At 61.3% G+C, this 22,111-nt stretch carries 25 protein-coding genes and 2 pseudogenes; 12 read left to right on the top strand and 15 right to left on the bottom strand.

Annotated features, from left to right (window positions below):
* The first annotated feature begins 141 nt into the window (after nucleotides 1-141).
* Nucleotides 142-288, top strand: a complete 147-nt coding sequence (locus GGD57_RS24515) for a hypothetical protein (RefSeq protein ID WP_164517671.1) — start codon at nucleotides 142-144, stop codon at nucleotides 286-288.
* Nucleotides 289-347: 59 nt separating this feature from the next.
* Here the strand turns inward: GGD57_RS24515 and GGD57_RS24520 are convergent, their stop codons facing one another.
* Together GGD57_RS24520 and GGD57_RS24525 are read right to left on the bottom strand one after the other, a co-directional pair.
* Nucleotides 348-1,112 carry an SOS response-associated peptidase gene (locus tag GGD57_RS24520; protein WP_184472813.1) on the bottom strand — a complete coding sequence of 255 codons (765 nt, stop codon included), beginning with the start codon at nucleotides 1,110-1,112 and terminating at the stop codon, nucleotides 348-350.
* Between the two features lie 117 nt (nucleotides 1,113-1,229).
* The gene (locus GGD57_RS24525) at nucleotides 1,230-1,550 is read right to left on the bottom strand and encodes a YnfA family protein (RefSeq protein ID WP_184472814.1); all 321 of its coding nucleotides are present in this window, start codon (nucleotides 1,548-1,550) and stop codon (nucleotides 1,230-1,232) included.
* A gap of 79 nt (nucleotides 1,551-1,629) precedes the next feature.
* Here GGD57_RS24525 and GGD57_RS24530 point away from each other — a divergent pair, with 79 nt between their 5' ends.
* The 8 genes and pseudogenes from GGD57_RS24530 to GGD57_RS24565 all read left to right on the top strand — a co-directional run bounded on the left by GGD57_RS24530 (nucleotide 1,630) and on the right by GGD57_RS24565 (nucleotide 6,840).
* On the top strand, nucleotides 1,630-2,079 hold the full coding sequence (locus GGD57_RS24530) for an NUDIX hydrolase (RefSeq protein ID WP_184472815.1): 450 nt from the start codon (nucleotides 1,630-1,632) through the stop codon (nucleotides 2,077-2,079).
* 97 nt (nucleotides 2,080-2,176) lie between these two features.
* A complete protein-coding gene (locus tag GGD57_RS24535; protein WP_184472843.1) occupies nucleotides 2,177-2,638 on the top strand; it encodes a TIGR02301 family protein in 462 nt (153 codons plus the stop codon).
* A gap of 103 nt (nucleotides 2,639-2,741) precedes the next feature.
* Nucleotides 2,742-2,999: a hypothetical protein gene (locus GGD57_RS24540; RefSeq protein WP_003574226.1), complete on the top strand. Its 258-nt coding sequence runs from the start codon at nucleotides 2,742-2,744 to the stop codon at nucleotides 2,997-2,999.
* Between the two features lie 18 nt (nucleotides 3,000-3,017).
* Nucleotides 3,018-3,776, top strand: coding sequence for a hypothetical protein (locus GGD57_RS24545; protein WP_184472816.1), 759 nt, complete (start codon nucleotides 3,018-3,020; stop codon nucleotides 3,774-3,776).
* Between the two features lie 97 nt (nucleotides 3,777-3,873).
* Nucleotides 3,874-4,755 carry a YgfZ/GcvT domain-containing protein gene (locus GGD57_RS24550; RefSeq protein WP_184472817.1) on the top strand — a complete coding sequence of 294 codons (882 nt, stop codon included), beginning with the start codon at nucleotides 3,874-3,876 and terminating at the stop codon, nucleotides 4,753-4,755.
* Nucleotides 4,752-5,360 carry a YfbR-like 5'-deoxynucleotidase gene (locus GGD57_RS24555; RefSeq protein WP_184472818.1) on the top strand — a complete coding sequence of 203 codons (609 nt, stop codon included), beginning with the start codon at nucleotides 4,752-4,754 and terminating at the stop codon, nucleotides 5,358-5,360. The genes GGD57_RS24550 and GGD57_RS24555 overlap by 4 nt, the downstream gene beginning before the upstream one ends.
* Nucleotides 5,357-5,887, top strand: coding sequence for a tyrosine phosphatase family protein (locus GGD57_RS24560; protein ID WP_184472819.1), 531 nt, complete (start codon nucleotides 5,357-5,359; stop codon nucleotides 5,885-5,887). Before GGD57_RS24555 ends, GGD57_RS24560 begins: the two co-directional genes overlap by 4 nt.
* A gap of 57 nt (nucleotides 5,888-5,944) precedes the next feature.
* Nucleotides 5,945-6,840, top strand: a pseudogene (locus tag GGD57_RS24565) (mechanosensitive ion channel family protein).
* A gap of 54 nt (nucleotides 6,841-6,894) precedes the next feature.
* Here the strand turns inward: GGD57_RS24565 and GGD57_RS24570 are convergent.
* Entirely contained in the window at nucleotides 6,895-7,410 is a 516-nt protein-coding gene (locus GGD57_RS24570; RefSeq protein ID WP_184472821.1) for a superoxide dismutase family protein, read from the bottom strand.
* Nucleotides 7,411-7,537: 127 nt separating this feature from the next.
* Nucleotides 7,538-7,879, bottom strand: a complete 342-nt coding sequence (locus tag GGD57_RS24575; protein WP_246713729.1) for a hypothetical protein — start codon at nucleotides 7,877-7,879, stop codon at nucleotides 7,538-7,540.
* Between the two features lie 438 nt (nucleotides 7,880-8,317).
* Here GGD57_RS24575 and GGD57_RS24580 point away from each other — a divergent pair.
* The 3 genes and pseudogenes from GGD57_RS24580 (at nucleotide 8,318) to GGD57_RS24590 (ending at nucleotide 11,981) form a co-directional block, all read left to right on the top strand.
* Nucleotides 8,318-10,221, top strand: a pseudogene (locus tag GGD57_RS24580) (putative bifunctional diguanylate cyclase/phosphodiesterase).
* Nucleotides 10,222-10,352: 131 nt separating this feature from the next.
* A complete protein-coding gene (locus GGD57_RS24585; protein WP_246713730.1) occupies nucleotides 10,353-10,997 on the top strand; it encodes an HD domain-containing protein in 645 nt (214 codons plus the stop codon).
* Nucleotides 10,998-11,123: 126 nt separating this feature from the next.
* The gene (locus GGD57_RS24590; protein ID WP_184472824.1) at nucleotides 11,124-11,981 is read left to right on the top strand and encodes an MOSC domain-containing protein; all 858 of its coding nucleotides are present in this window, start codon (nucleotides 11,124-11,126) and stop codon (nucleotides 11,979-11,981) included.
* A 174-nt stretch (nucleotides 11,982-12,155) separates the two neighbouring features.
* On the opposite strand, the gene GGD57_RS24595 is transcribed toward GGD57_RS24590, so the two are convergent.
* From GGD57_RS24595 to GGD57_RS24645, 11 genes are all read right to left on the bottom strand, one after another.
* Complete coding sequence (locus GGD57_RS24595; RefSeq protein WP_184472825.1) at nucleotides 12,156-13,151, bottom strand: aldo/keto reductase; 996 nt, start codon at nucleotides 13,149-13,151, stop codon at nucleotides 12,156-12,158.
* Between the two features lie 109 nt (nucleotides 13,152-13,260).
* Nucleotides 13,261-14,031, bottom strand: a complete 771-nt coding sequence (gene recO, locus GGD57_RS24600; protein ID WP_184472826.1) for a DNA repair protein RecO — start codon at nucleotides 14,029-14,031, stop codon at nucleotides 13,261-13,263.
* 84 nt (nucleotides 14,032-14,115) lie between these two features.
* Entirely contained in the window at nucleotides 14,116-14,601 is a 486-nt protein-coding gene (locus GGD57_RS24605) for a hypothetical protein (RefSeq protein WP_184472827.1), read from the bottom strand.
* 173 nt (nucleotides 14,602-14,774) lie between these two features.
* Nucleotides 14,775-15,527, bottom strand: a complete 753-nt coding sequence (locus tag GGD57_RS24610; protein ID WP_184472828.1) for a Crp/Fnr family transcriptional regulator — start codon at nucleotides 15,525-15,527, stop codon at nucleotides 14,775-14,777.
* 148 nt (nucleotides 15,528-15,675) lie between these two features.
* Nucleotides 15,676-16,617, bottom strand: a complete 942-nt coding sequence (era, locus tag GGD57_RS24615; RefSeq protein ID WP_184472829.1) for a GTPase Era — start codon at nucleotides 16,615-16,617, stop codon at nucleotides 15,676-15,678.
* A gap of 7 nt (nucleotides 16,618-16,624) precedes the next feature.
* Nucleotides 16,625-17,344 carry a ribonuclease III gene (gene rnc, locus GGD57_RS24620; protein ID WP_003578269.1) on the bottom strand — a complete coding sequence of 240 codons (720 nt, stop codon included), beginning with the start codon at nucleotides 17,342-17,344 and terminating at the stop codon, nucleotides 16,625-16,627.
* Nucleotides 17,341-18,084 carry a signal peptidase I gene (gene lepB, locus GGD57_RS24625; RefSeq protein WP_184472830.1) on the bottom strand — a complete coding sequence of 248 codons (744 nt, stop codon included), beginning with the start codon at nucleotides 18,082-18,084 and terminating at the stop codon, nucleotides 17,341-17,343. Before lepB ends, rnc begins: the two co-directional genes overlap by 4 nt.
* 177 nt (nucleotides 18,085-18,261) lie before the next feature.
* Nucleotides 18,262-18,666, bottom strand: coding sequence for a holo-ACP synthase (gene acpS, locus GGD57_RS24630; protein WP_184472831.1), 405 nt, complete (start codon nucleotides 18,664-18,666; stop codon nucleotides 18,262-18,264).
* 38 nt (nucleotides 18,667-18,704) lie between these two features.
* A complete protein-coding gene (locus GGD57_RS24635; RefSeq protein ID WP_184472832.1) occupies nucleotides 18,705-19,295 on the bottom strand; it encodes a DUF2062 domain-containing protein in 591 nt (196 codons plus the stop codon).
* 161 nt (nucleotides 19,296-19,456) lie between these two features.
* A complete protein-coding gene (locus GGD57_RS24640; protein ID WP_003578264.1) occupies nucleotides 19,457-19,606 on the bottom strand; it encodes a DUF3563 family protein in 150 nt (49 codons plus the stop codon).
* Between the two features lie 193 nt (nucleotides 19,607-19,799).
* Nucleotides 19,800-22,034 (bottom strand): RelA/SpoT family protein, encoded by a 2,235-nt coding sequence (locus GGD57_RS24645; RefSeq protein WP_184472833.1) that lies wholly within the window; start codon nucleotides 22,032-22,034, stop codon nucleotides 19,800-19,802.
* Between the last annotated feature and the right edge of the window lie 77 nt (nucleotides 22,035-22,111).

The raw sequence follows: 22,111 nt of genomic DNA on the forward strand, positions 1-22,111 counted from the left end.
CCAACGTAGGCTTCAGTTAAGCCTCGCGATTTATGGTGCGCGTTTACAAATCCTGATAAGCTGCGTCCCCATTTTGTCGCTATTCGTGATGAAACTTCAAAAAACAAAATACCCAGGGAAGATCCAGGTAAGGAGAGTATCGTGACTTCGAAGAAGAGCAGTGCCGGTGAACAGCAGACCGCCAAGCCTGACCTCGCCGCCAACTATCGCCCGGTCGGCCTGAAGGCCGTTGTCGCAGCATCGCTGATGGCGAAGAACAAGCCGGGCAGCGTCAAGAAATCCGCCTAACGTGCTGCGCTTCCAACCGGAAAGGATAGGGCGCCGAGTGAAAATGGCGGATACCGTTTTCAGAAGAAACTGAGCTGGCCGTCGTCGGGCCTTTGCTTCTCGGGCGCCTTCAGCGGCTTTTCGACGACGACAGGTTCCTGCAAGTCCGGCCCCATATTCGCGACCTTGTTGACCCTGTCGGAGACCGGGATGGCCTCGAAGAAATCGTCCTGGACGGGCCGCATCAGGTCGACCACCTGGCGCGGCTCCTGCGTCTTGCAATCGAGCCAGCGCGAAAAATCCTCGGGCTTGATGACGACGGGCATGCGATCATGGATTGCCGATATGCCTGCATTGGCCGAGGTCGTCAGGATCGCGCCGGTATCGACTTCCGAGCCATCGGCCGAAAACCATGTCTCCATCAGCCCGGCAAAGGCGACGACCCCGCCCCGTCGCGGCCGGATCCAATAGGCCTGCGGCCGCTCGCCGCTTTCCTTGGACGGGCGATGCCATTCGTAGAAGCCGGAGGCTGGAATGAGCACACGGCGGTGGCGCATGGCCGCGCGGAAGGAAGCCTTGCCGATCGCGGTTTCGGATCGGGCATTAATCAGCAGCGGGAAGTCCTGGGGATCCTTGACCCAGCCGGGCGTCAGGCCCCAGCGCACGAGCACGGCGCGCCGGTCGGGCAAATTGCTGCCCTGCTCCCTGCCCTCGCCCGACATAACGACAAGGATCGGCTGCGTTGGCGCGATATTGTAGCGCGCCGGAAAATCGTCGAGATCAAGACCGGAGAAGAAATCGCGCAGGTCGGCGCTCGATATTGTCAGGGCGAAACGTCCACACATCGGTCTGTCTTTGCACCCGGCTCGTGCCCGGTCAAGGCGCCCAGCCTATCGGCCTGAAAGCGGAACGATTTTCGGAAACAGCGATGCGATAGTTGCTGCCCGCTTTGCGGGACATGCTCAGCCTCTCGGCCCAAAGAGAATGAGGCTCGTGCCGGCAAGGCAGATCAGCGCTCCGCCGATATCATAGCGATCGGGCACACGGGCTTCGATCAGCCAGAGCCAGGCCAGCGAAGCCACGATGTAGATGCCGCCATAGGCTGCGAAGGTGCGGCCGGCGGCTTCGCTCGGTACCAGCGTCAGAAGCCAGGCGAAAAGCGCCAGCGAGACCATGCCGGGCGCCAGCCACCAGAGGGGCTTTTCGAGCTTCAGCCATGCCCAGAAGGTAAAGCAGCCTGATATCTCGAAGACCGCGGCAAAGGCATAGATGATGTAGGTCACGGAAGCACCTTTCGAGCCCTTCGCATTTCTTCAGCGATATTCATCAGATAGGATGGGCCGTCACAGCAAGAGCAGCCCCATGATCTCCACCGCTAAAGCCGCCTCCTCCGCCATTCTTGAACGCGATGGACGTTTCCTTCTGGTGTTGCGGCGCAATCCGCCTTCCGCCGACATGTATGCCTTTCCCGGCGGGCGCGGCGAACCGGGCGAAACGCCGGAGCAAACGGCATTGCGGGAATTCCGTGAGGAAACCGGCATTTCGGTGCGCAATCCGCGGCTGTTTTCGACTTATGACCTGAAGACACATGCGGCCGATGGCAGCGTCAGCAGCCATTTCCTCCTGTCGGTCTTTCGGGTCGAGGCCGACGGAGACGCGGTGGCGGAAGCCGCCGACGATGCGGCCGCACTGGGCTGGTACACGGTGGACGAAATCCGGCTTCTGCCCGTGCCGCAAAGCGTGCTCGAATGCGCAGAGCGGTTGGATCAGGATGATTCGGCCGGATCGGCCTCAAATCCTGTCCTGGATTAAAAAGTTGGAGCCTGATGTCATAAGAAAATCGTTCGGCATCGTGCTCCGGCGGCCAGCGAATAGAAGTGGAAATTTTCGGGGGCGCCTTGTTGCCGTCATGCTCAGCGTATCAACTATCAGCATGATTCCCGTTCGACGCGTCTTCCTGCCCCTGCCTGTCCTGGCCCTGCTCGCGCTCGCCGGCCCCACCATGGCGCAGGGCGGCAAGAATACGCCGCCTCCGCAGGAGGAGATTGCACCGCCGCCGGCCGTGATCGTGCCCTATGACGACAAGCTGGCGCGGCTCGCCGAGGTGTTGGGTTCGGTGCATTATCTCAGAACGCTCTGCAAGGCGGCAGGCGGCGACGAATGGCGAAACGGCATGCAGCAGTTGCTCGATTCGGAGACCGGAGGCGAACAGCAGCGCAGGGAAAAGCTCACGGCGGCCTTCAATCGTGGCTACCGCGCCTTTGCCTCCGTCTATACGGATTGCACCCCGGCCGCCATCGTGGCAGAAGAGCGCTACCGTAACGAAGGTGCAACACTCGCCACAGAAATTACCTCGCGTTTTGGAAATTGACGTTTAATTAACCTGTTTTCGCATGCGGACGTGTCGTTTTGGGAAAAGGCTGTTAGTGTTGTTAACAGTGCGGTAAGACATGAGAAGTTCTGAGGAAAAGACAATGGAAGCAAGCCTCAACGAGATCGACGATATGATCGTCCATGAAAAGATGCAGGCGGCTCTGGAATACCAGAACGAGGCTTGGGCCGACGGTATGGCCGACGGAATCGAGACTGAGATCATCGCTGATGCCGCTATTGCGCATGCGCTGAGAGAGACGATCAGATTGCACGGGGAAAGCAGCGCCGAAGCCCTGCTTGATTCGCTGCGTGAGCGCATGCTTGCCGGCGAATTTTCCGCGAACCGCACCCTGCAATAATCGATATCAGAGAGTTTGATGCGCACCGGTAAAGAGAAAGTTTCGCGAATTCCGCTCGCGCCGGTGCTGCTTGCATTCAGCCTCGCCGCCGGCAATATCTCCCTCGCGCCGGCAGCCTACGCGCTTTCCGAACTGCACAAGATCCCCGGCCAGGCGGCCAATGACGCCCCGGCTGCGCCGGGAAGCGCTCCGGCACAGAGCCAGCCGCAGAGCGGAACCACTCCCGGCGTTCCCATGGCCGATCCGCTGGTTAAAAGCCAGAACAATCAGGGTGTCGACAAGACGCCGAGCGCTCAGGATACATCCAAGCCCGTCGAGGTGATCTACGACATCAGCAAGGTACCCGAGCCGGTTCGCAAGATGCGCGAGCAGATCGTCGAGGCGGCCGCCTCCGGCGATCTCGAACGGCTGCGGCCGCTGATGGGCACCGGCTCCGAGCAGACTCAGGTGACTGTAGGCGAGCCGACCGACGATCCGATCGGCACGCTGAAGGATCTTTCCGGTGATCCCGACGGAGACGAAATCCTCGCCATCATGCTCGACATCATCTCGACCGGCTTCGTGCATGTCGGCCAGGGCACGCCCGATGAAATGTATGTCTGGCCCTATTTTGCCGAGAAGGATCTGAAGTCGCTGACGCCGCCGGAGCGCGTCGAGCTGCTGCGCATCGTCACCGCAGGCGATCTTTCCGATATGCAGGAATTCGGCGGCTATAATTTCTACCGTCTCGGCATCAAGCCGGACGGCAAATGGAAATTCTTCACCGCCGGCGATTGACGCGCTTCGGCCTGCGCCCTTGGCGTCTCGCATGGCGCTTGCGATCCACCTCGCGAAGACATACCTCTGAGCGATGACCAACGCGACAGGTTCCGCCATGCCAGCCGTATTCCTGAAAAACCGCTCCTTGCTCACTGTCAGCGGCGCGGAAGCCCAATCCTTCCTGCAGAACCTGATCACCACCGATATCGCCGCGCTTGGGCCCGACGAAGCCCGCCCCGGGGCGCTGCTGACGCCGCAGGGCAAGATCCTGTTCGATTTCATGATCTGGCGGGAGGGCGACGGCTACACGATCGAAACGGACACCGACCAGCGTGATGGCCTGCTCAAGCGGCTGACGATGTACAAGCTGCGCGCCGCCGTGACGCTCGCGCCGCGCGTCGAGCAAGGTATCACCGTTTCCTGGGGCGAGGATGCCGACAGGATCGAGAATGGCCAAGATAGCCAGGGCGCCCGAGGCAGCCAGGGCGCCTGGGACAGTCGCTTCGCCAAGGCGGGCGTCACACTCATTCGCCGGGCGGGAAAACACGGCGACGGCGTGCAAGCGCTCTACGACGCGCTGCGGATCCGCCTCGGCATCGTCACCTCCGGATCGGACTTCGCCCTGCAGGACGCCTTCCCGCATGACGTGCTGATGGATTTCAACGGCGGCCTCTCCTTCCGAAAGGGCTGCTATGTCGGCCAGGAGGTCGTCTCGCGCATGCAGCACCGCGGCACCGCGCGCCGGCGTGTCGTGACCGTTTCCGCCATCACAGCCCTGCCGGGAACCGGAACCGAGATTACCGCCGCCGGCAAGCCTCTGGGCACACTCGGTTCGGTCGAAGGCAACCATGGACTGGCGATCGTGCGTATCGACCGCGCCGGCGCCGCGATGGCGGCAGGCACGCCGCTGCTCGCCGGCGAAACACCCGTTTCCCTGGTCCTGCCGGAATGGTCCGGCCTCGCCTTTCCCACCAGTGCCGACGAGGCCAGCGCGTGACAGCGGCGAAAGCTCCGCGTGCCTGGCAACGCATGCTGTCCGGGCGCAGGCTCGACCTGCTCGACCCCTCGCCGCTCGACGTCGAACTCGCCGACATCGCTCATGGGCTGGCGCGCGTCGCCCGCTGGAACGGCCAGACGTCGGGCGATCATGCTTTTTCGGTGGCGCAGCACAGTCTCGTCGTCGAAGATATTTTCCGCCGCGTCAACGATGCCCGGCCGCAGGAGTGTCTGATGGCCCTGCTGCATGATGCGCCCGAATATGTGATCGGCGATATGATCTCGCCGTTCAAATCGGTGGTCGGCGGCGGCTACAAGACGGTGGAAACGCGGCTGGAGGCCGCCGTGCACCTGCGCTTCGGCCTGCCGCCACATCCCTCGCGCGACCTCAAGGAGCGAATCAAGAAGGCCGACACGATCGCCGCCTATTTCGAGGCGACGGTGCTCGCCGGCTTCACGCCCGCCGAGGCGCAGAAATTCTTCGGCCAGCCGCGCGGCATCAGCAGGGAAATGCTGATGATGGAACCGCTGCCGGCGGTCGAAGCGCAGCGGCTGTTCTGCGAGCGCTTCGCGGCAATCGAAGCCGAGCGGGAGATGGTATCGTGAGCTTCATCGTCGTCTCACCGCTGTCGCGCATCACGGAGATGGCCGTGCGCCATAAGGCGCGTGACATGATCAGCCTGATCGCCAGGGAACAGGCTTTTCACCGACCGGGCGTGATCGCGGCCGATCGTCATCTGACACTTGCGATGAACGACATCGCCTTCAAGGGTACCGGCGGTCTCGTGGCGCCCGACGAGACGCATGTCCGCGGGCTTATCGACTTTGCCGCATCGTGGCGGCAGGAGACGCCGCTGCTCATCCATTGCTGGATGGGCGTGTCGCGATCGCCGGCGGCAGCCCTGATCGCAGCCCTTTCGCTTGCACCCGAGCAGAGCGAGGAAGGCCTTGCCCGCCGGCTGCGAACCGCCTCGCCTTTCGCCACTCCGAATGCCCGGCTGATCGAGATCGGCGACACCCTGCTGAACCGCGGCGGCCGGCTGGTTGCAGCGGTTCGAGCAATCGGACGCGGTGCTGATGCCGACGGCAACGCGCCCTTCGTGCTGGCGATCCGGGATGCCGCCTGCGGTTGACGCTGCCGCCAGCCGCTCCATCTAGGCCCCGATCAAGCACAACGACAGGGCCAGATCATGGAACAACAGGCAGCCGATGTCCTTCTCGCCACGCAAACGGCGCTCAGCCAGGCGAGCGCGCTGGCGGTGCAATATTCCTTCTCCGTCCTCGGGGCGGTGATCCTGCTTGTTCTCGGCTGGACACTTGCCGGTTTTGCCAGCCGCTGGGCCTATGAAGGCCTGTCGCGCGTCCATGGCATAGACGAGACGCTGGCGCGATTCTTCACCAATGTGCTGCGCTACGCACTGCTCATCCTGGTGTTCATCACCGTGCTCGGCCAATTCGGCGTTCAGACGGCTTCCATCATCGCGGCACTCGGCGCAGCCGGCCTCGCGATCGGACTGGCACTGCAAGGGACGCTGCAGAATATCGCCGCCGGCATCATGCTCCTGATCCTCAGGCCGTTCCGCGTCGGCGAATATATCGAGACCAGCAGCGTCGCCGGCACGGTGCGTGAAATCGGATTGTTTGCAACCGAACTCAGAACCACCGACGGACTTTATCGGCTGGCGCCGAATTCGACGCTCTGGAATACGCCGATCACCAATTTCAGCCGCGAGGCCACCCGGCAGAACGAACTGAAGATCAAGGTCGCCGATGAGGATGACCTCGATCAGGCGATGGAAAGATTGATGGGTCTGGCCAAAGCCGATTCGCGGGTGCTGCCATCACCGGCACCAAGCGTCTTCATCGACAGTATCGGCGACAACGCGATCGTCGTGACGCTGCGCTACTGGGCAAAGACCGGTGACTGGTGGGTGGTCAGCCGTGACATGGTCAAGCGGGTAAAACTCGCCTTCGACGAGAAGGCAAACGACAAACCGGCCGTAGTAGCGGATGTATCGGACGCTGCCCCGGCAAACATCTCCAGCGGCCGGGCGACGGCCAAAAGCCGGCGCCGACGCGGCAATAAGACATGCAGAATTTATGCCCAATCGATTCCGACTGAGGAACTTGTGCCAGCCGGTTATTGGATGACGCCGCAGGACAACCTTTCTCCGGCATCACCGGAAGGCTGGCTGCGATAATCATCCGAATTGGCGTGCACCATCAATGCGCGGCCGCGAATGCCGTCTGTCTTGCCGTCGAGCGTGACCATGCTGTCGAAGACCTGCGCCCGGAGTATCCCGTCCTGTCCGACATATTGATTGGGCAGATCGCCGGCATGCGGCCCCTTGGCGGCAAGGATGCCGTGCTCGGCCTTCCCGGGGTTGAAGTGGCCGCCGGCCGATTCGTGGTGAGTTGCCGCGTCGCAGCGGCCGGTCTCATGAACATGGAAGGCCACCCATTTGTTCGCCGGCAGTCCCGATATCTCGACTTCGATCAGGACGCCGCCATTGGCGGCAGCCGTCAGCTGCGCGCGGCCGTCTTCCTTGCCGTCCTTGCCGACGAAATTGGCGATCGCCGTCTGCTTGTCCTGAGCGCCCGCCGGCAATGCAACGGCAAGCAGGCTCAGGGCGGCGATGGTGCACATGGCTTTCATGGAGATCTCCTTCCGTCCGGTTGTCCTTCTGAACGTGTCAGCCCGGAAGGTGTTCCTGATCGAGGGACCTCAGACAGCAAAAGCCGGCCAAACGGCCGGCTTGCAGATCGCCCGATTCGGGAGTGGATCAGGCGACGGCGTTAAAATCGAACTGGCCGTAGGTATTGCGGTAGACCACGTCCGACTGCTCACCCGAGGCTGGCGCAGTCTGCTGCAAAGGATAGGGAACGGCGATATTGCTTGCTGTGCCGCTGTCACGCGTGTCCATCATCAGCGCAATCAGGCTGCCGGAAAATCTCGGCTGGGTCTCGTTGGTCCTGTCGTCTTCCAGGAGTTCCTTGATGATGCCGGGCTTCTCATCGGCGGCGCGTTCGCCGCGGCTGAGGACGCCGTCGCCATTGGAATCAAGCCGGGAAAGCGTCGCCAGATAAGCATATGAAGTATCGGAAACGGATGTGGTGCTGGTCATACAAACCTCCATTCACCGCCTTTTGCCGGTGGTGTTTGTACGCAATACGAAGGTGGAAAATCACTGTTGACTCGCTGGTTAAACTGATTTGCGCAGTGCGTCAATAAGTTGTTAACTTCTTATTAACGATGATTGACAACGGTTAACGGAATGCCGTGACGCCAGCCTTCCGCCTGCGTCGAATGAAGGGGACCTCGCGGTATTTCAGCGATTTTTCACATATAAAACAAAAGTCTAACGACGTGCCGTCGCTGCTGCACTGCAACCGAATATTAATCCGGCCCATCCAGAATAGGTGTCACGAGACACCACCCAGGCGTTTAACCTATAAAAAATCAATTCAATGTTCATTTTGGAAAGGCTTTCCGACGCCATGAGGTACGTCCATCAACAAGAGACTACCAATACCGCCGCAGCCGTCCTGCCGGAAGCATCTCCATGAAAGCTGAAGCGCTCTTCTGGCAGCAATGCAGCCAGGCCGTGACGGCCGATGGATCGGTCGATGCGCAGCGTCTGATGGAGCTTGTGATCGCGACCTATCGCGTCCATGAAAGTGACTATGACGAAGTCGAGCGAAGCGCGGAAACCCTGCTTCAGGAAAACCATGCGCTGAGAGGCAATATATCCGCCCTCAGCCAGGCGTTCGACGGACAGCAGAGACTCTTCGAAATCATTCTCAACAATCTGCCACTCGGCCTTAGCGTCTTCGACGCAGATCAGCGGCTGACGCTTTCCAACATTCGCTTCGCTCAACTCTTCGGCCTGACGCAGGACGATGTCACCGTCGGCGCGACCATCACCGATCTCATCGCCAAAATGCGCGGTGCGGAGGGCGCCGGCGCCAAGTCCGGCCGGCGGATCGGCCGACATTCCGCCGCGATCGCAACAAGCGGCAGTATCCGTCGACGCGAGTGGCTGATGGACGACGGCCGCACCATCCAGAGCATGGTGACCATCCTTGCCGACGGCAGCAGCATCGCCATGCATGCCGATATTACCGAGGATCGAAAAGCGGCCGAGCGTATCACCTATCTCGCCCACCATGATCCGTTGACCGGCCTTCCGAACCGTATCCATTTCCGCGAGCAGGTCGATGCGGCGCTCATCGAGCGCAAGCCGGACGGACAGATTGCCCTCGTTCACCTCAATCTCGACCGATTCAAATCGATCAACAATACGATGGGCGTATCGGTCGGCGACAAGATCCTGCAACAGGTCGCCGAGCGGATCCGAGCCCTGGCCGGTTCAAAGAACGTCCTGGCGCGCCTCGGCTCGGATGAATTCGCCATCCTGCAGGCAGGCAGACAGCAGCCGTGGAACGTGACCACCCTAGCCGAGCAGATCCGCGACGAGCTTTCGGAGCCATTTTTCCACGGCGAGAAACAAGTGGAGCTCAGCGTCTCCATGGGGATCGCAATTGCCCCTGGTGATGGCGAGGAAACCGATATCCTGCTGAAGCATGCCGGCGTGGCGCTGTCGCATGCCAAGGCCGACGGGCGCAAACGCCAGCGTTTCTTCGACAGTCAGATGGAAGCGCAGATGCAACTGCGCCACGCGCTCGAGGCAGATCTCAGAGCGGCCGTTGAGAACGACGAATTCGAGCTGCATTACCAGCCGCTCTATGACCTCTCGCAACGGCGCATCTGCGGCTTCGAGGCTCTCATCCGCTGGAATCACCCCGTCCGCGGCCGCGTCCCGCCGATGGATTTCATTCCGCTAGCCGAAGAAGTCGGCCTCATCGTCGATATCGGCCGCTGGGTTCTGCGCCGAGCCTGCAGCGATGCGGCGCAATGGCCGGAAGACATCAAGGTCGCCGTCAACGTTTCCGCAATCCAATTCAGCGGCAGCGACCTGACCAAGGACGTCGGCGAAGCGCTTGCCGCCGCCTCGTTGTCGCCGTCGCGGCTCGAACTCGAAATCACCGAGAGCGTGCTGATGGAGAATCTCGACGAGGTGCTGCCGATCCTGCATGCGCTGAAGGAGCGCGGCATCCGCATTTCGATGGACGATTTCGGCACCGGCTATTCCTCGCTGAGCTATCTCTCCAGCTTTCCCTTCGACAAGATCAAGATCGACAAGTCCTTCGTCAGCGACATCGCCGGCAACAAGGAAGCGCATGCGCTCATGCACGCGATCATCCTGCTCGGCGATGCGCTCGGCATGCGCGTCACCGTCGAGGGCGTCGAGACGGCCGCGCAGCTGACGCTGCTCGAATGCGAGGAATGCGACGAGATCCAGGGCTACCATATCAGTCCACCGAGACCGGCGCGCGACGTGCCCCACCTTCTCTCCCTGCCGCCGAGAACGGCGGCGTGATGCGTCTTCCTGAAACCAGGCGCTGAGATCGGCGCGATTGCGACTCGCACGGCAAGCCGCTAGAAAATCGACGGCGATTGCGGCGGCGTCCCTGTCGCATGCTTGGCGGTGTTGGCTTGCAGCCGATGCTTTAATCTTCCTCATGACAGGTGGCGCGATGTTCGAGGCTGAAGCCTTCTCCCCTCATGAAACGCTGGCGGCGGCGCTAATTGCGCATGCGGCCGATGGCGACGACGGCTCGCACGATCTTGCCCATATCCTGCGCGTCTTTCGCAACGCCATGCGCATCCATGCTGGAGAAGGCGGCGACGGGCGGATTCTTGCCGCTTCCGTGCTGCTGCACGACTGCGTCGCCGTCGAGAAGAATTCGCCGCTGCGGGCAAAAGCATCGGCCTTGGCGGCGGAAAAAGCATCGGCGATCCTGGCGGACCTCGGCTGGAGCGGCAGGGATATCGAGGCTGCGGCGCATGCAATCACCGCGCATAGTTTTTCGGCCGGGGTGGCGCCACAGACCCTGGAGGCGAAGATCCTGCAGGATGCCGACCGGCTGGACGCAATCGGCATGGTCGGCGCCGCCCGCTGTTTTTATATCGCCGGACGACTGGGATCGGGGCTCTACGATCCGTTCGATCCGGCGGCGGAACACCGCCCGCTCGACGATAAGCGTTATGCCATTGACCACTTCCAGACGAAGCTGTTCAAGCTGGCGGAAGGGTTCCAGACCGAGACCGGCCGCAGGCTGGCGGCCGCGCGCGACAAAAGCCTGCGCGATTTCCTCTCGGCATTCATGGATGAAATCTAGCGCCTGTCGCGCAAAACTGTGCCGCGGCTTTGCGATAACGACAGGCGTAAAACAAGAAGCCAAAGCGCGACGAGCAAATCTGAAAGTTCGTGACGCGCTTTAGAGCACGAGATCCAGGAGAACGGCATGCGTATCAGCGACCTCTTCATCTACCCGCTCAAGAGTGCCCGCGGCATTGCGCTGCCCGCCGCCGACATCGATGCCCACGGACTGTCCGGCGACCGGCGGGCGATGATCACCGATCCCGAGGGGCACTTCATCACCCAGCGCGAATTGCCGGATCTCGCGCGCATCGCGCTGCGGCCGGAACCCGGCGCCTTTCGGGTGCTGATGGAGGGAGGGCCTGAACTATCGGTGCCGCCGCCTCGGTCCGACACCCGCATGGATGTGACCGTGTGGAAATCGACCGTCAGCGCCGCCGTCGCCGATCCCGACAGCAACCGCCGGCTTTCCGAATGGCTTGGCCGCGAGGTGCGGCTGGTCTTCTTCGACGGGCAGGCGCGGCGGACGGCGAATGCCGAATGGGCTGGCGAAGGCACGCCGGTCACATTCACCGACGGCTACCAGATCCTGGTGACGACGACCGGTTCGCTGAAGGCGCTGAACGCCAATCTCGCCGCCCATGGCGAAGGCAGCGTCGGCATGGAACGCTTCCGTCCAAATATCGTCATCGATATCGACGAGGCCTGGCCCGAGGATCGCTGGGCGGCGATCGAAATATCAGGCATCCGCTTCGATCTCGTCAAACCCTGTTCGCGCTGCATCATGACGACGCAGGACCAGCTGACCGGCTCACGCGAGGTGGCCAACCCGATGCCGGCCATGGGCCGCATCCGCATGTCGGCCGACCGCCGCGTGCCCGGCCCGCTGTTCGGCTGGAATGTGACGCCGCGCGGCAGCGGCAGGATCACGATCGGCGACGAGGTGAAGATCATCGAGGCTCGGCCGGAGGGCTGGCCATTGAAGGTTCGCGCACGAGCGTAGGTCGAGTCGAATGCGGTAGGCTGCTTTGTTCCGCACGCGCTGTAACGTTCTCCCTCTCTTCCTGTGCTCGTCCCGGGAATCCAGTGCGCCCAAATCCTTGGGCGCCGACGCGCGGTGGCTGGATTCCTGTGACGAGCACAGTAATGAGGGAGCGTGGGGGAGTGTGACCAACCTTCACGCATGCCCGAGTGCGGCGTCGATCCCGGCCATGATATCAGCTGATAGCGGACCCTTCTCCAGCGCGCCGGCATTTTCCTCCACCTGGGCGACGGTGCGGAAACCGGGAATGGGCAGGGTGCGCGGCGACCTCGCCCAGAGCCAGGCAAGCGCCCCCTGTGTCAGCGTGCGGCCGCCCGATGTCAGGAGATCGCGGACGGCATCGAGCCTTGCGGCAAATTCCGGGGCCATGCGCCCGTCCTTGAAATAGACCATCCAGTCGAGGGCCGCGCCGCGTACATCCTTGGCGCCCACTGCCTTGTCGGCGGTGAACTTGCCCGTCAGGAGCCCCATGGCCAGCGGACCGCGATTGATGGAGATCAGCCCCTTCCCTTCGATCACCGCAATCATCTCCGGCACGGGTTCGAAGACGTTCATCGTATGCTGCACGGAGACATAACCCTGGCGGCCGGCATGGCGGGCGGCACGATCGGGAAAATCGGTGCTCCAGCCGAACGCATCGATCTTGCCTTCGGCGCGCAGCGCTTCCAGTGTATCGAAGACGGCATCCGACTGTTCCAGCGGAAAGTCATTGATGTGGAACTGCAGGAGATCGAGGCGGTCGCGCTTGAGACGACGCAGCGAGGTCTCGACCGAACGACGGATGAAGGCCTCATCGGCGAAGGCGCCCGTTGCCTGCTTGGTCTGCGGATCGGTGGCAAAGCCGAACTTGGTGGCGACGACGATATCGTCGCGATTGCCGATCGCCCGACCGAGCACCTCCTCCGAATGGCCGGCGCCATAGTTCGAGGCCGTATCGAAGAAGCGGATGCCGAGTTCGATCGCGCGGTCGATCGCTTCGACCGATTCATCGTCGTCGACTTCGCCCCAGCCAAGCGGCATGTCACCGGCGAAGAAGGGACCGCCGATCGCCCAGCATCCCATGCCGAGACGCGGAATTTCGCGGCCGTTCCAGAGCGTGATCGTCGTTGGTGATGCGGTTTTGGTCAGCATGAGATCCTCCTCGATTGGCGTCTCCAAGACATAGGAAGAGCTCCCATGCGGGTAAACCGCCAAATCCGGAGGATGTTTTGCACGGGTAAAAAATGCCCCGGAGAAAAGGTCAGGCGGAAATACCATCCGCAGCGGAAAGCGTCCGCAAGGCTGGATTGAGCGCTTTAAGGGCCGCCTGAACAAAGCCGTCGCGGGCTGCCACGGCTTCGATGCCGCGCGGTTCATAGACGTGGCGATGCAGAAAAAATCCCGTCAGACGGAATGCGGCTGCGAGACTATCGAAATCGGCCGCTTGATTGCCTTCGATGCTGAGGAAAGGCGGCAGCAGCAGCATCTTGTCCGCCCAGGGGGCGCCGGCGCTGCGGCTGACGGCGCGGCCGGATTTCGGCGAGACATAAGCGAGATCGGAACGGGCGCCGGTCGCGGCACATTCGGCAAGATCGAGGCCGAAGCCGAGATCGTTCAGCACCGCAAGTTCGAAACGCACGAAAAGCTCGCCGGCATCGGCCGGGTTGTGCAGGTGATCGAGGATGACCTCCAGCGCATCGAAGAGGTGCGGATGCGGATCTCGCTCCGGCAGCAGCCGCAGCAGCGCGCCCATCGCCTGGACACCGTAAACGGCGGTCGCCGTTTCCATCAGGCGGGCGGCGCGCAGCGTCACCGGCTCGACGCGGAATTCACCGAGATGCTCGTCCAACCGGGCACGCCAGAGGACCTCGACGGCATTGCCAGCCTGCAGTACCGGCTGCATGGCGCGCGAGCGGCCGGAACGCACCAGGCCGAGATGGCGGCCGCGATCACGTGTCATCACCTCGGCGATGACGCTCGTCTCACCGTGGCGCTTCACGCCCAGGATGATCGCATGGTCCTGCCACTGCATCGAAAGAAGTCCTCACCGCTGACGAATCCATCCTAATCCAAGGCCTGACTGCTGTCATCGCCCCCGCTGCAGTCATGGACCGCGTCAGGCGACAGCCGGGAAAAGCCTCAGCAGGAATTCACGCATCGCCGTTTCGTCGAAAGGCTTCACCAAAAGCGGAATGGACTGCAGGTCGGGCGGGAAATCGCCCGTATCGGAATAGCCGCTGACGAAGCCGAAGGGTATGCCGATATCGAGGAGATGACGGGCAAATCCGAAGCTCATGCCCTCGCCGAGATTGACGTCGAGAAGGGCGAAATCATATGTCTCCGCCGAGATGGCAGCCTTTGCCTGTTCCACGCTGCCGACGATATCGATGCTTTCGACGCCGGCAAGGCGCAGCATATCCTCCGCCTCCATCGCGATGATCAGACTGTCTTCCAGAACCAGAACACGGATTGCGCTCATCAATCCATGCCCTCCGTCGGACGCCTGTCGCAGCGCCCCGGCTGTTTCGCCAACATCATTGCCCTCCGGTGCCCCGCATGGCACGCTATCGGTGAATTCCGCCACCATCTTTGAATAAAACATTTTTCTGCCCGGTCGATAAGAATCAAATCGGAGGAACGATGACGGCCAACCTTATTTTCCCTGCCGCTAATGCGCATTTAAAAAAGACATAAGCAAGCGGGTTGGCCACGGCATGACGCTGAGAAACCGGGCAGGCTCCAGAGCTCTTTCGCGATATCGTCATCCGGCGACGATCAGATGAAGGGACGTTTGCTTTCCCCGAGCCCTTCCCAGCCGGATATGGTCATCAATTCCTCGCCGTTCAGCACCTCGCAGCCGCGCTCCTGCCAGCGGATCAGCCCACGTTCACCGAGCTTTTTCAAAGTCTTGTTGGTGTGAACGATGGAAAGGCCAAGCGTGTCGGCAATGTGCTGCTGGGTGATGGGAATGAATGTGCGGCCACTGAAGAGGTTAAGCTTCCGGCCACGCTCAAACAAAAAAGCGATCAGGTAGGCGGCTCTTTCCAGCGCTGTGCGGCGGCCGATGGAGAGCAGATGCTCGTCCAGGATGCGTTCCTCGCGCGCCGCGATCCAGGTGATGTCGAAGGCGAGCGAGGGGTGTTTGTTGTAGAGCGTCATCAGCCTGTCGCGCTCGAAGACGCAAAGGGAAACCGTTGAGAGCGCTTCGACCGAATGCTGCATCTCGCCGGCGATCGTTCCCTGCAGACCGATCAGGTCGCCCGGCATGATATAATTCAGAATCTGGCGGCGTCCGTCCTCCAGCATCTTGTAGCGAAAACCCCAGCCGGCAAGCACGGTGAAGAGGTGAGCGCTGTGGGCGCCCTCGACAAGGATGGTGGAACCAGCGTCGACGGCCAGCTCTCCCCTCTTGAAGGTCGAGACGAATTCCAGCTCATCGCGGCTGAATTCCCTGAAATGCGGCAGCGGCCGCAAAGGACATTGCTGGCAAGGGGTCTTGAAAGAATTGATCGATCTCGACGTCGCCATGTTTGCCCTTGCCGCCGCAAAACCGGCGCGCCTTCGCGGGCGCGCCGTTCGGCAAGAAATGCGCAAGGCTTGGATTTGTTCCACGCCAGGCGCATTTTTAATGCGGAAACAAGGGGCTGGCGCCTGCCGGGCGAAATCCCTGCCTTGGCTATTTCGGGAAATCGAGGCCCATTTCGCGGAATCGTTCGGGATCATCCCCCCAATTCTCGCGAACCTTGACGAACAGGAAGAGATGGACCGGCTGCTCGAGGATCTCCGACAGCTCCTTGCGCGAGGCGGTCGAGATCGCCTTGATGGTTTCACCACCCTTGCCGAGCGCGATCTTCTTCTGGCTGTCACGCTCGAGATAGATCACCTGCTCGATACGCACCGAGCCGTCCTTGCGCTCTTCCCACTTCTCCGTTTCGACATGCGAGGCGTAGGGAAGCTCCTGATGCAGGCGCAGAAACAGCTTCTCGCGGGTGATTTCGGCAGCGAGCTGGCGCATCGGCAGATCGGAGATCTGGTCTTCCGGATAGTACCACGGCCCCTCCGGCAGCGTGCTGGCCAGATAGTCCATGACATCGTCGCAGCCGGAACCGTTTTCGGCCGAGATCATAAAGGTGCGTTCGAACGCGATCTTCTCGTTGGCGCTCGCGGCCAGCGCCAGCAGATCCTCGCGATTGACCCGGTCGATCTTGTTCAGCAGCAGGATTTTCGGCTGCCGGACTTCCTTGAGGCCTTCGAGGATGGCCTCGGCATCGCCGCGCAGGCCGCGCTCGCTATCGATCAGCAGCACGATCAGATCGGCATCCTTGGCGCCGCCCCAGGCCGAGGTCACCATGGCGCGGTCGAGCCGGCGGCGCGGCTTGAAGATACCCGGCGTATCCATGAAGACGATCTGAGCGTTGTCGTGGATGGCGATGCCGCGGACGATGGCGCGCGTCGTCTGCACCTTATGGCTGACGATCGACACCTTGGCGCCGACGAGGCGGTTGACCAGCGTCGACTTGCCGGCGTTGGTCGGCCCGATCAGCGCGACGAAGCCCGAATGCGTCGGACCACTGGTTTCTGCGGCAGCTTCGGCCGCGATATCTTCTTCTTGTGTCATTGTCCCGTCAGTTTCCGGCAGGCGATTGCTGCCAAATGCCTTCGCGCTCGAGCATCTTGGTCGCCGCAACCTGTTCGGCGGCACGTTTGGACCGCTCTACGCCGGTTTCCGGCTTTATGCCAGCAACTTCCACCGTCACCTTGAAGCGCGGATCATGATCCGGTCCGCTGCGTTCATCAACCCGGTAGTTGGGCGTGACGCCGAATTTTGCGTGCGACCATTCCTGCAGCTCGGTCTTGGCGTCGCGCTTGGCGCCATCGGCCCTGACCGCCCTGCCCTGCCAGTAGCGCAGGATGAAGCGGCGCGCGACTTCAAGGCCGCCGTCGAGGTAGATTGCGGCGATCAGGCTTTCGACGACGTCGGCGCGCACGTTCATCATGCGCTTGCCGGTCAATTTCTTCACATCGGCGCCGGTGCGGATATAGAGGTGAAGATTGAGTTCGTCGGCAACCGCCGCGCAGGTTTCAGCGCTGACGAGCTGGTTGAGGCGCACCGAGAGTTCGCCTTCCCCCGCCGTGCCGAAGGTACGAAACAACAGTTCGGCGATGCAGAGCCCGAGGACCCTGTCGCCGAGGAATTCCAGCCGTTCGTAATTGCCGCCCTTTTCCGTGCGGGCGCTGGCATGGGTCAGCGCCCGGTCGAGGCGTTCCTTTTCGGCGAAGTCGTGACCGATCAGGCCTTCAAGCTTTGCGCGGTCCGCCGCAGAAAGCGTCTGCGCCTTACTCATTCAACAACCTTGAAGAGGCGGTCCCAACGCATGTTCGTCGGCCACTTCCAGATTTCGCGGAAGGAGGTGTCGTTGCCGAGCGAGAAGAAGATCACGCTGGCGCGGCCGACAAGATTTTCGGCCGGCACGAAGCCCACGTCAAAGCGGCTGTCGAGCGAGTTGTCGCGGTTGTCGCCCATCATGAAATAATGGCCTTCCGGAACAATGAATTCACGGGTGTTATCGCCGCGCGACACAGGAGACTGATCAAGCGTGTCGTAGGTCTTGCCGTTGTCGAGTGTTTCGCGGAAGACCGGCACATCGGCGCCCGGATCGAGCTTGTAATCCGACGTAAACGTACCGTCCGCCACTTTCGGCACCGGCTTTCCGTTGACGTAGAGCACGCCGTCGGTCACCTGGATGTGATCGCCCGGCAGGCCGACGCAGCGCTTGATGTAATCGACCTCGGGATTCGGCGGGAAGCGGAAGACGACGATGTCGCCACGCTTCGGGTCGGCGCCGAACAGGCGGCCGCTGAAGATGTCGGGCGAGAAGGGCAGCGAATATTTCGAATAGCCGTAAGCGAACTTATTGACGAAGATGTAATCGCCGACGAGCAACGTCGGCATCATCGAACCGGACGGAATCGTAAAGGGCTGGAACAGCACCGTTCGGATCACCATCGCCAAAATCAGCGCCTGGATGATGACTTTGATGTTTTCCCAGAGGGCATTCGGCTTGGCTTGGACTTTTTCGGACACGCAGTCTTATTCCTTCAAGACGCCGCGACGGCGCAATTTTTCTGTCGTTCTCTCTAGCGGCTTCGGCCGGTTGCGGCAATGGCGACAACGCCAAAAGCGACGAGAGGTCGCGTTGAAACGCTTCCGTGGTCTCGTTGACCGCTTCCGAGGTGGCGTCAATCGCTTCCGAGAGCACGATCAGAGGTTCTCGGGCAACGCTTCGATAATCACGAAGGCCTGCGCCAAGGGATAATCATCCGTTATTGTCAAATGAATGGCGGGCCTATGGCCCGCAGGCAGCATCGATTCGAGGATCAGGGCGGCAGCACCCGACAAAACCATGGTCGGCTTGCCGCTCGGCAAATTAACGACGCCCATATCCTTCCAGAAGACGCCCTGGGCGATGCCGGTGCCGAGCGCCTTGGAACAGGCCTCCTTGGCGGCGAAACGTTTGGCGTAGGATGCGCCGCGATTTGCCCGGCGGTCAGACCGCGCGCGCTCGATCTCGGTGAAGCAGCGATGGGTGAAGCGGTCGCCGAAGCGTTCGATGGATTTCTCGACGCGGCGAATGTCGATCAGATCGCTGCCAATGCCGATGATCATTCGGGAACCTTCCGTCGCTTAAGAATTCTTGATGAGGTTCATACGCTCGGCATGTCGCCGGCAGGGCTTGCCAGACGCAGACGCGCCCGCTCCAACAGCCGTGTGTGGCGGCGCGTCTGAAAACCCTTCACGGTGTAGAATGTCAGCGCATAGAGCGCAACGGAGGTGACGGTGGCCGGAGGAATGGCGCCGACCAGCATCGGCTCCAGCACCGGCTTCCATAGCTCCATGAAATTCAGCTTGTGAAAGAGGGCGGCCAGATCGACCGTCTGACCGGCCAGATGATCCTCACGGCTGAGCAGCAGATGACCGATCTCCCAGGTGATGCCCCAGATGAAGGGATAGGTCAGCGGATTGCCGAAGGCGGCGCAACCGAGGGCAGCGGCCACCATGCTTCCGGAGAGGAAATAGGTGATGACAAACGCCATGATGAAATGCACGCCAATGAAAGGCGTCCACGAGACGAAGACGCCCGCAGCGACGCCGGCCGCAACCGCATGCGGCGAAGCGCTCAGGCGCAGGATGCGCATTGAGAGATAACGGATCGGGCGAAGGAAACCTTTGCGAGGCCATAGAAGCTCTCGCATCTTTTCCTTGAATCCGGCGGGTTTGCGACGGCGAAACAACATGGCCGGTATTTAGTGCAGCGCACATGACCATGACAAGAGCGGCAAAATGCTACCGCCGAAAAAACAACTCAGCTCCGCTCAGCAGCGAGGAGCTTCTTCACGCCGAGGGGCGTCCGCTATGGATAACGTCCCTCACTCATCTCAAGTATAAAAGTCCAGTATCAGCGATTACGGAACAGACCGCGATCGACCTGGCGCTGACGAAACTCGAGATCGATACGATCGAACGAGCCGTTCAAATAGGCCATTTCACGTTCCTGGGCAGTCGGGGCGCGAAGGGCGCGAGCAATTTTCCTGATAGGGTCAAACATTACCTTGTCTCATCTTCTGTTTGCGTTTCGATGACCAGAAGATAGTCCCGGCAAAGGTTAATTACCACCGCCGCAACATGGAGACAGCCATGCGTTGTCTGCATTGCTTGCCTTTTGGATGCGCTGTCGCGACCACAAAACGATCACAAAATGTGCAATTTTCCGATCAAGCACGAGACAGGCTTAACAAAGCCTACTCGTAGAGCCGCCGCACCGTGGCGATGCAATCCAGATCCTTCATCTGGGCGAGCAATTGATTGAGCTGACGCAGGTCCCAAACCTCGACCTCGAGCATCATTTCGGTGAAATCGGCAGCGACCCGCACCGTGTTCAACAAGCGGATATTGACGTCGAGGCCTGCAACCGTCTGGGCGACCTTGGCGAGCGTGCCGGGTTCATTCAACCCATTGACCATGATGCGCGCCATGAAACGCGACTTGTTGGCCTCATCCAGATCCCAGCGGACGTCGATCCAACGATCGGGCTGATCGTCGAAACGCTGCAGGCTCGGCGACTGGATCGGATAGATGGTGATGCCCTTACCCTGATCCATGATGCCGACGATGCGATCGCCGGGCACGGCGCCTGTCGACGCGAACTTGACGTCGACATTGCCGGACAGGCCGCGGATCGGCCCGATATCGACGTCGGTGTCGACTTCCGGATGGCTGCCGTCGAGACCGGGCTTGGCCTTGCCCGGGATCTTGAAGATCATGCCGGCGGCGCTGCGGACGTTGAACCAGCCGTCGTCGCCGGAGGGCTTGACGGTGACGCGCTCGTCCTGATGGTCGGGATAGACGGCGCGCAGCACATCGAGCGAGGACATCTCGCCGCGACCGACGGCGGCGATCGCATCCTCGACATCCTTCTGGCCGAGACGGTGCAGCGCCGGCTTCATCGCCTCACGCGAGAAGATCTTGCCGGCCCTGTCGAAGGTGCGCTCGAGAATGCGGTGGCCGAGGCCGGCATATTGCTTGCGGATCGCCATGCGGGTGGCGCGGCGGATGGCGGCGCGCGCCTTGCCGGTGACGACGATCTCCTCCCAGGCAGCCGGCGGGACCTGGACGCCGGAGCGGATGATCTCCACTTCGTCGCCATTGGCAAGCCGCGTCACCAACGGCATGATGCGGCCGTTGATCTTGGCGCCGACCGTGGTGTCGCCGATATTGGTGTGCACCGCATAGGCGAAATCGATCGGGGTGGCGCCACGCGGCAGGGCAATGAGCTTGCCCTTCGGCGTGAAGCAGAAGACCTGATCCTGGAAGAGCTCGAGCTTGGTGTGCTCGAGGAATTCTTCCGGGCTGTCGCCCTCGGCCAGAGCCTCGATCGTGTGGCGCAGCCAGGAATAGGCATTGGATTCGCGCGACAGGATGTCGCCGTCGGCATTGGTGGCGCCGTCCTTATAGAGCGTATGGGCGGCGATGCCGAATTCGGCGATCTCATGCATGCGCTTGGTGCGGATCTGCAGTTCGATGCGCTGGCTGGAGGGGCCGACGATCGTGGTGTGCAGCGAGCGGTAATCATTTTGCTTCGGCGTCGAAATATAGTCCTTGAAGCGGCCGGGCACGACACGCCAACGGGTATGGACGATGCCGAGCGCCCGATAACAGGAGGGGATGTCCTCGACGATCAGACGGAAACCGTAGACATCGGAAAGCTGCTCAAAGGACAGCGACTTCGACTGCATCTTGCGGAAGACCGAATAGGGCTTCTTCTGCCGGCCCTTGACATAGGCGCTCGTCAGGCCGCTTGCGACGAGCAGGTCGCGCAGTTCTGCCTCGATCTTCTTGACGATGCCCTCATTGCGCTTGGAAAGCTCTTCCAGGCGTTTGGTGACGGTATCGTAGGCTTCCGGGTTCATATGGCGGAAGGAGAGCTCCTCCAGCTCCTCGCGCATGTCCTGCATGCCCATGCGGCCGGCGAGCGGCGCATAGATTTCCATCGTCTCTTCGGAAATGCGGGCGCGCTTGTCGGCCGACATGTGGTCGAGGGTACGCATATTGTGCAGGCGATCGGCGAGCTTGACGAGCAGGACACGCACATCGTCCGATATGGCGAGCAGCAGCTTGCGCAGGTTTTCCGCCTGCTTGGCCTTCTTGGTGACGAGATCGAGTTTCTTGATCTTCGTCAGGCCCTCGACCAGGCGGCCGATATCCTCGCCGAAGAGCTCGTCGATCTCGGCGCGCGTCGCCGTCGTATCCTCAATCGTATCGTGCAGCAGCGCGACCGCAATCGTCGATTCATCGAGATGCATGTCGGTGAGGATGGCGGCAACTTCGAGCGGATGGGAAATGTAGGGATCGCCGCTCGCGCGCTTCTGCTGGCCATGTTTCTGCATGGCGTAGACATAGGCTTTGTTCAGCAGTGCTTCATTGGCATCGGGCTTGTATTGCTGAACCCGCTCCACGAGCTCGTACTGCCGCATCATTCCAAAGCCACTCCATAAAAATAAAAGCGCGCCAATCAACGATTGGCGCACACATGGGCAATAATATGCCTAAGCAA

It is taken from the genome of Rhizobium esperanzae (genome assembly GCF_014197615.1).
Taxonomy (GTDB): domain Bacteria; phylum Pseudomonadota; class Alphaproteobacteria; order Rhizobiales; family Rhizobiaceae; genus Rhizobium; species Rhizobium esperanzae_A.